The sequence below is a fragment of the Rahnella ecdela genome (assembly GCF_019049625.1).
GTDB classification, from domain to species: domain Bacteria; phylum Pseudomonadota; class Gammaproteobacteria; order Enterobacterales; family Enterobacteriaceae; genus Rahnella; species Rahnella ecdela.
In genome coordinates, this window is record NZ_JAFMOY010000132.1 from 52,558 (window position 1) to 65,736 (window position 13,179).

Below are 13,179 nucleotides of genomic sequence, written 5' to 3' on the forward strand. Positions count from 1 at the left end.
TCCGACCGGTGATTTCAATGGCCGGATTTTATCGTTTTTTGCCCCCTCCCGTGATCGCTAAATTTGCCCTGCCGTGAAATTTGTGAGCTAAAGCCCATTTAACGGGCAAATATTCCATTAGATTGACCATCAACGAGCAAAAGCCCAACTGAAGAGCTTAAGCCCAAAACAATGATTATTATCTTTTGGAGAATCCGATGAAAAACGCTCACCCATCTGAATCGTCTGTCTGGCTGCATATCGGCAGTGGATCTTTCCACCGTGCCCACCAGGCATGGTATCTGCACCGGTTGCTGGTTAAAGGCGATAACAGCTGGTCTATCGCATTGGGGAATATCCGTGAAGATGGCGTCCCCGTGCTGAACGCGTTACAGGCGCAGAATGGCAAGTACGTGCTGGAGACGGTCACTCCGCAAGGCGAACGTGAATACGAAACCATCACGTCGATTCAGAAAATCATTCCGTGGGATAACGAACTGGCGGCGCTGGTAGCACAGGGCGCGGATCCGCAGACCAAAGTAATTTCCTTTACGGTGACGGAAGGCGGTTACTACCTCGATAACCAGTTCAATCTCGACCAGCATAACGCCGATGTTCAGGCCGATATTCATGGCGGATGTCGCACGATTTACGGTGCCATCGGTCATATTCTGGCGCGACGAATTGCGCTTCACGGCGGCGATGTCACCCTGCTGAACTGCGACAATCTGCGTCATAACGGCGAGCGCTTCCGCCACGGTCTGCTGCAATTTCTGGCGCTGCGTCAGCAGCACGACATCAGCGACTGGGTGAAAAATCACACCCGCAGCCCGAACACGATGGTTGACCGCATCACGCCGCGTCCGTCACCGGAAGTGGCCGTGCGCGTGGAACAGGCAACCGGATTCAAAGACCGCGCACCGGTGATGGGCGAAGCGTTTATTCAGTGGGTTATTGAGGATGATTTCATCGCCGGTCGCCCGCAACTTGAAGAGGTCGGCGTCGAAATGGTGGAGTCTGTTCTGCCGTATGAAGAAGCCAAAATCCGCATTCTCAACGCCAGTCACAGCTGCATCGCCTGGGCGGGAACGCTTATTGGTCAGCGCTTTATTGATGAAAGCACCCGCACATCATCCATTTGTCAGATGGCCTATGACTATGTGACCGAAGATGTGATCCCGTCCCTGACGCCAAGCCCGTTAGATCTGGCGCACTATCGCGACGTGGTGCTTGAGCGTTTTAGTAATCCGCATATTCAGGACACCAATCAGCGCGTTGCCGCCGACGGTTTCTCCAAAATACCGGGATTCATTACGCCGACTTTGCAGGAATGCTATGAGCGCGGCCAGACGCCACGGGCGACCACCATGCTGCCCGCCCTGTTCTTCGTTTACATTCAGCAATGGCATCTGGGTCTTTTGCCGTACGAATATCAGGACGGCATTCTCGATGCGGTTGCGGTGCACGCCCTGTTCAGCAGCGACGATCCTGTGGCGCAGTTTACCGCCGATAAAAAGCTGTTTGCCGGACTGGCGGGTGACATTGCTTTTACCGACCTGATGCGCCAGTCCGTTGAGCGTGTTCATCACTGGCTGAATGACGCGAAACGCGCCTGAGGAGCAACGTATGTATCTCGGACTGGATTTAGGAACGTCGGAAATCAAAGCCGTGGTGATTGATGGTCAGGGCCGTTTGCTGGCCAGCGCCGGTGAGCCGCTGGAGGTCAGTCGCCCGCATCCGCACCATGCAGAGCAGGATCCTCAGGACTGGTGGCTGGCCACGCAACGGGTGATTTCGAGCCTGCGCAAGAAATTGCCGCAGCAATGGGCAGAGGTTTGCGCCATCGGTTTATCAGGCCAGATGCACGGCGCGGTATTACTCAGCCGCGAAGGCCGGGTATTGCGCCCTGCCATTTTGTGGAACGACACCCGCAGTGCGGCGGAATGCGTGCAGCTGACACAAAGCGCGCCACAGCTACATCAGATTGCCGGAAATCTGGCGATGCCCGGTTTTACCGCGCCGAAACTCCTGTGGGTGGCGCGCCATGAACCTGAGATTTTCGAACAAACGGCGACTGTCCTGCTGCCTAAAGATTATCTGCGCTGGATGATGAGCGGAGAGAAAGTCTCTGATATGTCAGATGCGGCGGGCACCCTGTGGCTGGATGTCGCGAAACGTGACTGGTCGGATAATCTGCTCGCCGCCTGTGGCCTGACACGCGACCATATGCCGCGTCTGGCCGAAGGCAGTGACGTCAGCGCTACCCTGAAAAATGATATCGCCCGCGCATGGGGTCTGCGCGACAACGTGGTGATCGCCGGAGGTGGCGGTGATAACGCCGCCAGCGCTGTCGGTATTGGTGCGGTAGATCCGGGTGATGCCTTTATCTCTCTGGGCACGTCCGGCGTGCTGTTTGCGGTCAATGACCGCTTCCGCCCTAACCCGCAGTCGGCGGTTCATGCATTTTGCCACGCCCTGCCGGACCGCTGGCACCAGATGAGCGTGATGCTGACCGCCGCCAGTGCGCTGCGCTGGTATTGCAATCTGGTGGGCAGCAATGAAACCACGCTGCTGGCGGAAATTGCCCAGCTAAATCCGTCGCAGCAGCGCCAGGCACCGCTGTTCCTGCCTTATCTTTCCGGCGAACGTACGCCGCACAACGATCCTTATGCCACCGGCGCATTTCATGGGATGACGCACACCACCGACCGCGCCGCCTTAGGTTATGCGGTGCTGGAAGGTGTGGCATTCGGCATGGCCGACGGGTGCGATGTGATGCAGCAGGCCGGAACGCAATTACAGCAATGCTCGCTGGTCGGGGGCGGTGCGCGCAGTGACCGCTGGGCGCAACTGATGAGTGATGCGCTGAATTTGCCGGTCGTCACCCACAGCGGCGGCGAGGCCGGTGGCGCACTGGGCGCTGCTCGTCTGGGCTGGCTGGCAGCGGGCGGAGACTTTCGCGAAGTGTGCAGCAAGCCGCCGATAGCCCAGCACTTTCATCCTGATGCCCAAACCCGCGACATGCTCGCGGAGCGCCTGAAAACCTACCGTCAGCTTTATCAGCAGCAGGTCGCCCTGCGTTCTGCCTGAATACTGAAATAACACCCGAGGGCGCCTGAGCGCCCCGCCTCTGTCCTCTACAACATCACCAGCTGCGAAACCTTTCGCAGAGGAGTCTGACATGCACGATATACAAAAACCGCGCACCCACTGGTTCGGCCTGCCGATGAATCTGTTCTGGGGCTACATCGCCATAGCGCTTTTCATGAGCGGCGACGGCTTCGAAATGGCCTTCCTTTCCAAACATATTATTGATATGGGATTCACCGCCTCAGAATCTGCCGTGGTCTTTACCGTGTACGGCCTGGCGGCGGCGCTGGCGGCGTGGAGCTCCGGTGTGGTGGCGGAAATCATCACGCCGCAAAAAGCCATGCGCATCGGTTTCATTCTGTGGGTGGTGATGCATGTACTGTTTATGCTGTTCGGTCTGGGTATGAAAAACTATCCACTGATGCTGCTGTTTTACGGCATCCGCGGGCTGGCCTATCCGCTGTTCATCTACTCGTTTGTGATGCTGGTGGTTCAGACCGTGCCGAAGCAAAATCTGTCCTCCGCGATGGGCTGGTTCTGGGCCATGTACTCGATTGGCATTGGTTGTATCGGCAGCTATCTGCCCAGTTTTACCATTCCGTTTATGGGTGAAACCGGCACATTGTGGTTTGCGATTGCGTGGGTAGTCGCAGGTGGGGTAATGGCGATGACGCTGCTGCGTAAGGTCGGAAAACCCAGCAGTAAAGCCAGTCTGACGCCGAAAGAAAAGCTCGGCGAACTGAGCCGCGCCGTGACGATTTTATTCACCAACCGCAATATTTTTATGTCCTGCCTGATCCGCATTATTAATACGATTTCGCTCTTCGGCTTTGCGGTTATCATGCCGATGCTGTTTGTCGGGCGACTGGGGTTCACGATGTCGGAATGGCTGCAAATCTGGGCAGTATTCTTCTTCGTGACGATTTTTACCAACGTGATGTGGGGCGTATTAGGCGAGAAAATTGGCTGGCTGCGGCAGGTGCGCTGGTTCGGTTGTATCGGCTGCGCGATTTCCAGCCTGGCATTTTATTATCTGCCGGTCTGGGCAGGACATAATTTCTGGGTGGCGCTGATCCCGGCCATTATGCTCGGTATCACCGTCGCCGCTTTCGTACCGATGACCGCCGTCTTCCCGGTGCTCGAACCCAACCACAAAGGCGCGGCGATATCGATTTATAACCTTTCCGCAGGTCTCAGTAATTTTGTCGCACCGGCCATTGCATCCATTGTGCTGCCGTTCTTCGACATCGAAGGTGTGGTCTGGGCGTATACCGTGCTGTATCTGGTCGCTGCCGTGCTGACGGTAATGGTGAAAGTAGAACAACCCGGTCATCCGTCTAAGGTCAGAAGCGAAAGACTGCCTGCCGGTTCTGCCGCGAGGACATAAAAAAACCGGGCGAAAGCCCGGTTTTTCGTTTGCAGCATCAGCAGAGATTACAGCCCGTTTTCAGCAATATCCATCGCAAAATACGTCAGAATAATATCTGCGCCTGCACGTTTAATCGCGCCCAGGCTTTCACGCACCACGGCGCGTTCATCGATAGCACCGGCCTGCGCCGCGAACTTGATCATCGCGTATTCGCCGCTGACCTGATACGCCGCCAGTGGCAGGCGGGAGGCTTCGCGGATATCGCGGATCACATCCAGATACGCGCCGGCAGGTTTCACCATCAGCGCATCGGCGCCTTCCTGTTCATCCATCAGCGATTCACGCACGGCTTCGCGGCGGTTCATCGGGTTCATCTGGTATTGCTTACGGTTGCCTTTCAGCACGCTGCCGCCCGCCTCCCGGAACGGTCCGTACATTGAGGACGCGAACTTGGTGGAATACGCCATGATCGAGGTGTCGATAAAACCGGCTTCATCCAGTGCACTGCGGATAGCCTGTACCTGACCGTCCTGTGCGGCGGATGGCGCGATGAAATCTGCACCGGCAGCGGCAGCAACCACCGCCTGTTTGCCGAGATTAATCAGCGTTGCGTCGTTATCCACGCCGTGGTCATGCAGTACGCCGCAATGCCCGTGGGAGGTGTATTCGCAGAAACAGGTGTCGGACATGACGATCATTTCAGGCACGGTGTCTTTACAGATACGCGCCATACGCGCAACCAGACCGTTTTCGTTCCAGGTGTCGCTGCCGGTAGCATCCATATGATGCGAAATACCAAAGGTCATGACAGAGCGGATACCGGCACGGGCGTAGCGTTCGATTTCAAACGCCAGGCGGGATTCAGGAATGCGCATTACGCCCGGCATAGCTTCGATCGGTACGTATTCAGAGGTCTCTTCTTCTACGAAAATCGGCAGTACCAGATCGTTGACGCTAAATTCAGTTTCCTGAAAAAGAGTGCGCAGGGATTCGGACTGTCTCAGGCGGCGAAGACGTGAGCTCGGGAACTGATTCGACATGAAAACTCCTAAAAATGAGTCTGTTGCACTGAAATTTTTTAAGAAACAGGAGTGCAGACAGTTCAGACGGCAGGAGGCAATGCAGCGCCGTCAGACGATGAAGCCCGCATTTTATAATAACTTTTAAACAAATGATGAACTTTCCGTGAGGAGATGTAACAGAGGCCGCATTTTCTGCAAGGCGATCCCGAATTTGGGATCGCCTGAAGTACATTACCCTAACTTAATTTCCCTGTCCGCCGAGGCGATGGTTGAAGGCCGGTGCGCGATAAATATCCGCGTGATATCCAGCTCACTGATCGCCTGATTGATGCGCATTTCATTGTCCAGATCCAGATGGCTGGTAGCTTCGTCGAGGAACAGGATCGCCGGACGACGGTATAACGCGCGGGCAATCAGCAACCGCTGTTTTTGCCCGCCGGACAAGCTGCCACCCAGTTCGCTGATCAGCGTTTCATAGCCCATCGGCATGCGTTCGATGTCGTCGTGAATGTTGCAACGGCGCGCGCAGTCGATAATCCGCGCTTCGTCTTTCTGCTCATCGAAACTGGCAATGTTCTCGCCGATGGAACCGGCGAACAACGTATCATCCTGTAACACACAGGCGATGCAGCTGCGGTAATTGTTCAGCCCGGCGGTGGTGATATCCATGCCGTTAATCAGTATGCGGCCTTCGGTGGGCGTCAGCAAACCGGTCATGATTTTCATCAGCGTGGTTTTTCCCTGTCCCGACGGACCGGTGATCGCCACACTTTCACCCGCCGCTACCGACAGATTCAGCCCGTTGATCAGAGGCGCAGAAAGGCTGTCGTACTGGAAAACCAGATCGCGGACATCCAGCGACGCCGCCTCGCCTGCCCGTAGCAGTTCACGCTCCGGCAGCGATTTTTCAGTATCGGTCAGCGCAATATCAGCGATACGGTCGCGGTGCAGGGAAAGCATTCTCAGCTGTAACACCATGTTCAGCAGATTTGCCGCGCGCTCGGAGAACTGCCCGCGATAAGTGTTAAATGCCACAAACATCCCGAGCGTCATATGACCGTCAATCACCTGCGACGCGCCGAGCCACAGCAGCGCCACCTGATCGAGCGTGGCAATCAGCGTATTGCCGCCGGTAAACATCATTTCAAACTTGGTTTTACGCACTGTCGCATTGGCGTTATCAATGTTCAGATTAAGCCAGAAATTAGCGCGCGCTTTCGATAAACCCAGCGCTTTCAGTGTGCTGATGCCGTAAAGCGTTTCCATAAAGTGCGAACCGGCACGTGCGCCTTTGACGATCTGTTCTTCCGACACCTGACGGTAGGCGTTGTAGGTTGTCAGACGGAACACCACATAAATCGCCGTAAAGCCCAGGATCACCCAAATCAGCCAGCCGCCATATAACACCATCATCACGATCAGGCCGACCGACATAATGCCGTCGATAATACTGTTCACCACGTTGGTGGTCAGCGTGGTACGCAGCGTGTCGAGCGAGGTAAAGCGCGACTGAATGTCGCCGAGTTTGCGCTTCTCAAAGTAGTCGAGTGGCAGTTTCATCAGATGGTCAAACAGACGCGCTTTCCACTGCACGTCAATCAGCGTACTCATCACCAGTGATGTCCAGGCGCGCAGCATACTGACGCCGGTACGGAAAATAATGAAGAACAGCAAACCAAGGCAAATCAGCGTCAGTAAATCCGGGTCTTTCGCCGGGATCACGTGGTCCATCACCAGTTGCATGCCGACCGGCAGCAGCAGGTTGACGGATTCGATCATCAGCGACAGGCAGAAAATTTTGGTCAGCGCCGGAATGAGCCCGCTGACGTTGCCCATCATTTTGCGCAAGTTCAGCCGCACGCGTGGTTTTTCGGAGGTGAAACCGTTGTCCGGCCACAGCTCGAGCGCCACGCCGGTGAAATGTTCGGAAACCTCGCGCATCCCCAGCGAACGACGCCCGAACGCCGGATCGTGAATAATCACCTTGCCCTGTTTAACGCCGACCAGCACCACGAAATGATTGAGATCCCAGTGCAGAATACACGGCGTTTTGAGCGCATTCAGTTCGTCGATATCCAGCTTCAGGGCGCGGGATTTCATCTCATTCGCGGTGGCGATATCCATCAGCGTGCGCAACGTCGCACCGCGCGAAGAAATGCCGTAATGCTGGCGCAGACTCTGCAAATCGACGTGTTTACCGTGATAGCCAAACACCATCGCCAGACTGGCCAGCCCGCATTCGGCGGCTTCGGTTTGTATAATCTGCGGCACCCGGTGGCGCCAGCTAAAGTGCAGGCGGTCAGCCAGCTCCCGTACGTTATCGAGATTCATTGATTGGCCCCACCACGCTTTTCTTCATGCTGTAATACGGAGACAACATCCACTGATACAGCGGCCTTTTCTCCAGGAATAATGTCGATTCGGCTTTCATACCGCTGGATAAATTCAGCGTCTCGCCGTGCCAGTCCATCGCTTTTTTATCCAATGACACAATCACTTTGTAATATGGCCCGCTGACCGTGCCGTTGGCGGTTCGCGGCGCACTGGCATAAGAATTCAGTTCCTGTTCCGAAACCGGTGCAGAAGAAATCGATTCCACCTTGCCGGGGAACTGGCCATATTTTTCATACGGATAGGCTTCATAGCGGATATTAATATGCTCGCCTGCTTTCACATAAGGCACGCTTTCATTCGGCAGCCAGGCAACGAGGAAGAACGGGGAATTACTGGCAGGCACCAGCTGTGCCAGGCTGTCACCGGCGTTAACCATTTGTCCGGGCGTCACGCTCAGCGAGGAGATTTTGCCGGAGGTCGGCGCGGTGATCAGCAAAGAACCTTTCGCATCAGCCTGCGCCAGCTGGCGCTCGAGGTCATTACGCTGGTAGCCGTATTGCGAAATCTGATTATCAAACTCGGCGGCGCGCGTCACCAGTTCGCTGCGCAGATTGGTGATTTGCAACGCTTCCTGAATCGCCTGCGTATTCAGGCTCTGGAACGATGTCTGCTGCTGGTAAAACAGGTAACGCTGGTTGTTCAGCTGGTCGGTATTGATCAGCCCCTTCTTCTGATACGCGCCGTAGTTCTGCATGCTTTTTTTCATCGCATCCAACCCTTCCTGCGCGGAATCCACCATGCTCTGCGAAACCTGATGGGCTTTCTCATATTGCTCTAACTGCTGTTGCAGATTTTGCAGCGTTTCCTGCTTGTTGTGCTCAAGCTGAGCCACTATCGAATCAATTTGCTCGCGTTGTTTTTTGATGGCGGCGAGCGTGGTGGTGCTGACATTCCCCGCCTGCGTCACGCGGCTGACGTCAATTTCATACAGTGGCTGGCCTTTTTTAACCGGCTTACCGGTATCGACATACAGCTCAGTGATCACGCCCTGTTCGGGGCTGAACAAATTAATACTGTGCGGCTGGGTGATAATTTCACCGCTGACATTAATGCGTCGGGTGTAATTAGTGAAGATGAGGAATATCAGTAAAAAAATAATAAAAACAGCGGTCAGTGACGTCACAATCCATATGGGCCAGCCGGCAAGTAATAACGCCTTACCTGTCCAGTGGTTTTGCTGATGTTCATTGACCTCTTTACGAAAGAGCATATTTTTTGTTCCGGAAAAACAGGCTGTAAAAACAGAATCTTTGAAAGATAGCAGCCCGAAAACCTCCTGCCACCGCGATTACTCTGAAACATCAACATGGGGTATTTCCGTACGCAGACAGTTACGCGTTAATATTAATTTACCTTTTGTAGTGAAAATAATATCTCTCACCGCAGCCCGATTATTTTTTATACGTGAAATTAATAAATCAGATTTTCTTAACTATTAATTTGAATAAAAAACAATGAGTTAATCTTTAAAATCCACTTAGGAGATTATTCCTAGTCAAATTCCGCCGCCAGTGCTCTAGGCTTAATCCCCGTGAAGACATTGCGTAGAAATTATCTCCATAGCATTACTCAATGTTTTCATCGCCCCCGGTTGTTAAGGGGACTTGCTTTAACAGATTAAAAGGAAGGCCTAAGATGAAACAATTAACAGAACATGATATTGAAATGGTTAATGGTGCGGGTTGGTCGGAAGATGTGAATAAAGTTGCCGATCGCCTATCAAACTTTGGTCAGGACGCGGTAAGTGACACCGGTAATGCGGTGAACAAGGCGTATTCACAAATTTCCGATGGTCTTGCTAAAGCACAGAACTATCTGACAACCTAGTTTTCAGTCTTTAAAGGTTAATCAGAGTACTACAAGCCCCCATTTATTTGGGGGCTTTTTTATTGGCGATTTTAAACAGGTGAAATATCAGACGCCTGATTTAGTTTTATCGCTTTTCACCATGCTGTTTTTCAGCTTGCCGATAAGCTCACGGCGAAAATCGCCAAGTTTTGGTTTATCACCCTCCAGCCACGGCAGCGGACGGCAAAGTTCCATGGTTTTAATGCCTAGACGCGCGGTCAGCAGACCAGCACCAATCCCTTGTGCCGCACGGGCAGAAAGGCGCGCTGCCAGATCCTGCGACATCCAGTCCATTCCCACTTCACGCACCAGTTCAGACGCACCGGCAAACGCCATATTCAGCAGCACCAGACGGAACAGGCGGATACGGCTGTAATAGCCGAGTTCGATGCCATACAACACGGCGATGCGGTTGACCAGACGCAGGTTGCGCCAGGCGATAAAGGCCATATCCACCAGCGCCAGCGGGCTGACGGCAATCATCAGCGCAGATTCCGCCGCCGAATGGCTGATCTCACGGCGCGCCTGTGCGTCTAAAACCGGCTGAACCAATCGCGCGTAAAGCTCCACCACTTCGCGGTCATTTTGCGTTTCATGCAGTGATGCCTGCCAGCGTTGTAACGCCGGATGGCTGTTATCCAGTCCGGCCTGCGCGGCCAGTTTTTCGCAAAACGCGCGTCCCTGCCCTAAACCGTGACTGTGCATTAATTCACGCGCTTCATCACGCTCATCAGCGCGCTGACGCAGCCGGTACAGGCGTCGCCATTCGGTGGCTATTGAGCCGACACCGGCAAGAATAATCAGTCCGCCCGCCGTGCAGGCGCCGAGCGCCACCCAGTCCTGCTGGATCCAGGCCTCGTGAACCCATTGCACGCCCTGCGCCACCACGCTGATGCCCAGCACCGCGACGCCCAACCGCACAATTTTGCCCCACAAACTGCGGCGGGGCTTCAGCGCACGGTTAAGCACCGCTTCGGCTTCGCCCTCTTCCTGCTGTTCATCAGTTTCAGCGGTGACCGGAATAAAACGTTCTGAAATCTGTTCGTCAAAGGCCAGCGCCGGTTTAATCACCGGTTCAGCCGGTGCTTTTAATTCCGTTTCAAAATCGATACGCGGTTTAATGGGTTCGCTCATCGCATTTTATCTCCCAGTAAAAACTCCATCACCGCGTCCAGACGGATGTGCGGCAACGGCGTGTCCACGCTCATTTCGCGTGGATGAAACTCGTCAAAATGGAAACCCTGTTTTTGCCAGAACGCATGTCCCGGCAGACGTGCCGGCACTTCGCCGGGGAACACCGTCAGCGGCGCGCCATCTTGTAAACGGTGGCCTTTCAGCGCAGGCAAACTTTGCCCCTGATATTCCACCATGCCGGTTTCTGTTGCCTGAACTGAAGCCAGTCCAGCGCAATCCATGCTGATACCTTCGAAAGCGGCATTCTGCCAGGCTTCCTGCACCAGTTGCTGGAGCAGCGACACCAGATTAGCGTGCTGATCGCCGGTAATATGGTCGGCTTTGGTGGCGGCGAACATTAATTTGTCGATGCACGGATTAAACAGGCGGCGGAACAATGTGCGTTTGCCGTAATGGAAACTTTGCATCAGTTGCGTCAGCGCGAGCCGCATATCGTTAAACGCCTGCGGCCCGCTGTTCAGCGGTTGCAGGCAATCGACCAGTACAATCTGGCGGTCAAATTTCACGAAGTGGTCTTTATAAAAACCTTTAACGATGTACTGGCAGTAATACTCGAAACGCGCGCGAAGCATGCCGAGATTGCTGTTTTTATCCGCCTGCGCCAGCTGCGCATCGGAATACCGGTTCAGCTCGGGCCACGGGAAAAATTGCAGCGCAGGCGCACCGGCCATATCGCCCGGCAGAACAAAACGTCCCGGCTGGATAAAATGCAAACCTTCGGTTTTGCAGCGCACCAGATAATCGGTGTACGCCTGTGAAATCTTGCCCAGCAGATTTTCATCCACCGGTGCCAGCGGGTCGCACTGTTCGCACAGCGTCAACCACGGTTTCGCCCATTCTGCGCGATCCCCCTGCAACAGCCCCGCCATCTGGCGTGACCAGTCGAGATAATTTTGCTCCAGCATTGGCAAATCCAGCAGCCATTCGCCGGGATAATCGACGATCTCCAGATACAACGTGGAAGTGTCTTTGAAGTGACGCAGCAGGGAATCGTTGGAACGGTAGCGGATTGCCAGGCGGATTTCGCTGACGCCACGGGTCGGCGTAGGCCACGCAGGCGGTGTGCCGTAAAGTGCGGCCAGCCCTTCATCATAGGCAAACCGCGACACGCCCAGATCACGCTGGGGGACGCGTTTCACCCCCAGCAACCGCTCTTCGCGGGCAGCCGAAAACAGCGGCAAACGTGCGCCGCTGTGCATGTGTAAAAGCTGGTTAACGAAGGCGGTAATGAAAGCGGTTTTGCCGCTGCGGCTTAGACCTGTGACGGCCAGCCGCAGATGCCTGTCCATGCCGCGATTGATCAGTGAATTAAACTCGTTTTGTAGTCTTTTCATTGCTCTCCCTGGCGTAGCGCCCAAACAGCGCGGTAAGAATACGTTTGAATAACGGTTCTAATAATAGTGCTAAAACATACCGCAGTGGCCCTTTTCCCACCACACCCAACACGCGAGCTGCCAGCCCGGCAGGGCCGAAAGTGAGCGCCAGTGTAAAAGCGATGCTCAGGATTTTCGAAAACAGGCTGCGCTTACCCGGCAGCGAGGAATTCAGGTAACGGGTCATAAAGATTCCTTAAGCGGGAGGTGAGAAGGAAAATAGCAGCCGGAGCAACGTCCGGCAGCCAGAGGCAAAGCGGTTAAGTAAGAATTAAAGCTGACGGAACCGGCTGCGTACGCCAAAGGTTTCGGAAGTGACGTAACGCTCGACCTGACGTAAACGCTGCTCACTGGCTTTCAGTTCACGGTCGGCTTCTTCCAGCAAATTACGCGGCGACGGGGCATTTTCATCTTCGTATTCGCTGGCCGGTACCGGATCCAGCACGTAGCTGAGAATGATGTACGCCACCAATGTGAACATGAACAAGCCGAAGAAAATCGACAGCACCGCCATAATACGCAGCAGCTTTACCGGCACGCCCAGATAGTGCGACAGCCCGGCCAGCACGCCTTTCACCACGCCCTCTTCCGGCACGCGGTAGAGTTTTTTCTCAGACAGACGGGTCGCCATTATGATTGCCTCCAGCCCGGATGTTCGGCATCAAGAATTTCTTCCAGCGCCTGAATACGTTCGCGCATACGCTGCGCTTCATGGGTCAGACTGGTGAGATTTTGCATCTCATGCTGACTGAGCTGACTGCCATTTTGCTGGCGATTGCTGTAGTGAAGCCACAACCAGACGGGCGCCACGAATAAAACGAAAATGGTCAGCGGAATAGCTAAAAACAGGAAGCTCATTGCATCTCCTTATGAGTCTTTTTTATTACCGGTTACGGCGTTTATCCTGCAA

Annotated in this window: 12 protein-coding genes; 4 read left to right on the forward strand and 8 right to left on the reverse strand. The window is 54.4% G+C overall.

Translation table 11 applies throughout. The annotated features are described in order from the left end of the window. The first annotated feature begins 197 nt into the window (after positions 1–197). The 3 genes from dalD (at position 198) to J1784_RS21015 (ending at position 4,456) form a co-directional block, all read left to right on the forward strand. Positions 198–1,595 carry a D-arabinitol 4-dehydrogenase gene (gene dalD / locus J1784_RS21005; RefSeq protein ID WP_217150815.1) on the forward strand — a complete coding sequence of 466 codons (1,398 nt, stop codon included), beginning with the start codon at positions 198–200 and terminating at the stop codon, positions 1,593–1,595. A 10-nt stretch (positions 1,596–1,605) separates the two neighbouring features. Continuing rightward, positions 1,606–3,069: a xylulokinase gene (gene xylB, locus J1784_RS21010; protein ID WP_217150816.1), complete on the forward strand. Its 1,464-nt coding sequence runs from the start codon at positions 1,606–1,608 to the stop codon at positions 3,067–3,069. Positions 3,070–3,160: 91 nt separating this feature from the next. Continuing rightward, positions 3,161–4,456: an MFS transporter gene (locus tag J1784_RS21015; RefSeq protein ID WP_217150817.1), complete on the forward strand. Its 1,296-nt coding sequence runs from the start codon at positions 3,161–3,163 to the stop codon at positions 4,454–4,456. A 47-nt stretch (positions 4,457–4,503) separates the two neighbouring features. On the opposite strand, the gene hemB is transcribed toward J1784_RS21015, so the two are convergent. The 3 genes from hemB to J1784_RS21030 form a co-directional block, all read right to left on the reverse strand. Beyond that, positions 4,504–5,478 carry a porphobilinogen synthase gene (gene hemB / locus J1784_RS21020; protein WP_217150818.1) on the reverse strand — a complete coding sequence of 325 codons (975 nt, stop codon included), beginning with the start codon at positions 5,476–5,478 and terminating at the stop codon, positions 4,504–4,506. Between the two features lie 213 nt (positions 5,479–5,691). Then, a complete protein-coding gene (locus J1784_RS21025) occupies positions 5,692–7,791 on the reverse strand; it encodes a peptidase domain-containing ABC transporter (RefSeq protein ID WP_217150819.1) in 2,100 nt (699 codons plus the stop codon). After that, complete coding sequence (locus J1784_RS21030) at positions 7,778–9,064, reverse strand: HlyD family secretion protein (RefSeq protein ID WP_217150820.1); 1,287 nt, start codon at positions 9,062–9,064, stop codon at positions 7,778–7,780. Before J1784_RS21030 ends, J1784_RS21025 begins: the two co-directional genes overlap by 14 nt. A 425-nt stretch (positions 9,065–9,489) precedes the next feature. Here J1784_RS21030 and J1784_RS21035 point away from each other — a divergent pair, with 425 nt between their 5' ends. Further along, entirely contained in the window at positions 9,490–9,681 is a 192-nt protein-coding gene (locus tag J1784_RS21035) for a chemotaxis protein (protein ID WP_120131877.1), read from the forward strand. Positions 9,682–9,768: 87 nt separating this feature from the next. Here J1784_RS21035 and J1784_RS21040 read toward each other — a convergent pair whose 3' ends face one another. The 5 genes from J1784_RS21040 to pspB form a co-directional block, all read right to left on the reverse strand. Beyond that, positions 9,769–10,836 carry a YcjF family protein gene (locus J1784_RS21040; protein WP_217150821.1) on the reverse strand — a complete coding sequence of 356 codons (1,068 nt, stop codon included), beginning with the start codon at positions 10,834–10,836 and terminating at the stop codon, positions 9,769–9,771. Beyond that, entirely contained in the window at positions 10,833–12,230 is a 1,398-nt protein-coding gene (locus tag J1784_RS21045) for a YcjX family GTP-binding protein (protein WP_217150822.1), read from the reverse strand. The genes J1784_RS21040 and J1784_RS21045 overlap by 4 nt, the downstream gene beginning before the upstream one ends. Further along, positions 12,205–12,456 carry a phage shock protein PspD gene (locus J1784_RS21050; protein ID WP_120505912.1) on the reverse strand — a complete coding sequence of 84 codons (252 nt, stop codon included), beginning with the start codon at positions 12,454–12,456 and terminating at the stop codon, positions 12,205–12,207. Before J1784_RS21050 ends, J1784_RS21045 begins: the two co-directional genes overlap by 26 nt. 84 nt (positions 12,457–12,540) lie before the next feature. After that, positions 12,541–12,900 (reverse strand): envelope stress response membrane protein PspC, encoded by a 360-nt coding sequence (gene pspC, locus J1784_RS21055; RefSeq protein ID WP_217150823.1) that lies wholly within the window; start codon positions 12,898–12,900, stop codon positions 12,541–12,543. Further along, positions 12,900–13,127, reverse strand: a complete 228-nt coding sequence (gene pspB / locus J1784_RS21060; RefSeq protein WP_013576050.1) for an envelope stress response membrane protein PspB — start codon at positions 13,125–13,127, stop codon at positions 12,900–12,902. The genes pspC and pspB overlap by 1 nt, the downstream gene beginning before the upstream one ends. Positions 13,128–13,179: the final 52 nt, after the last annotated feature.

Excerpts from the sequence above, each read along its gene's own strand:
- J1784_RS21040 (WP_217150821.1), bottom strand. The coding sequence starts at position 10,836 with ATGAGCGAACCCATTAAACCGCGTATCGATTTTGAAACGGAATTAAAA.
- pspB (WP_013576050.1), bottom strand. The coding sequence starts at position 13,127 with ATGAGCTTCCTGTTTTTAGCTATTCCGCTGACCATTTTCGTTTTATTC.
- J1784_RS21035 (WP_120131877.1), top strand. The coding sequence starts at position 9,490 with ATGAAACAATTAACAGAACATGATATTGAAATGGTTAATGGTGCGGGT.
- J1784_RS21030 (WP_217150820.1), bottom strand. The coding sequence starts at position 9,064 with ATGCTCTTTCGTAAAGAGGTCAATGAACATCAGCAAAACCACTGGACA.
- hemB (WP_217150818.1), bottom strand. The coding sequence starts at position 5,478 with ATGTCGAATCAGTTCCCGAGCTCACGTCTTCGCCGCCTGAGACAGTCC.
- dalD (WP_217150815.1), top strand. The coding sequence starts at position 198 with ATGAAAAACGCTCACCCATCTGAATCGTCTGTCTGGCTGCATATCGGC.
- pspC (WP_217150823.1), bottom strand. The coding sequence starts at position 12,900 with ATGGCGACCCGTCTGTCTGAGAAAAAACTCTACCGCGTGCCGGAAGAG.
- J1784_RS21050 (WP_120505912.1), bottom strand. The coding sequence starts at position 12,456 with ATGACCCGTTACCTGAATTCCTCGCTGCCGGGTAAGCGCAGCCTGTTT.
- J1784_RS21015 (WP_217150817.1), top strand. The coding sequence starts at position 3,161 with ATGCACGATATACAAAAACCGCGCACCCACTGGTTCGGCCTGCCGATG.
- J1784_RS21025 (WP_217150819.1), bottom strand. The coding sequence starts at position 7,791 with ATGAATCTCGATAACGTACGGGAGCTGGCTGACCGCCTGCACTTTAGC.
- xylB (WP_217150816.1), top strand. The coding sequence starts at position 1,606 with ATGTATCTCGGACTGGATTTAGGAACGTCGGAAATCAAAGCCGTGGTG.
- J1784_RS21045 (WP_217150822.1), bottom strand. The coding sequence starts at position 12,230 with ATGAAAAGACTACAAAACGAGTTTAATTCACTGATCAATCGCGGCATG.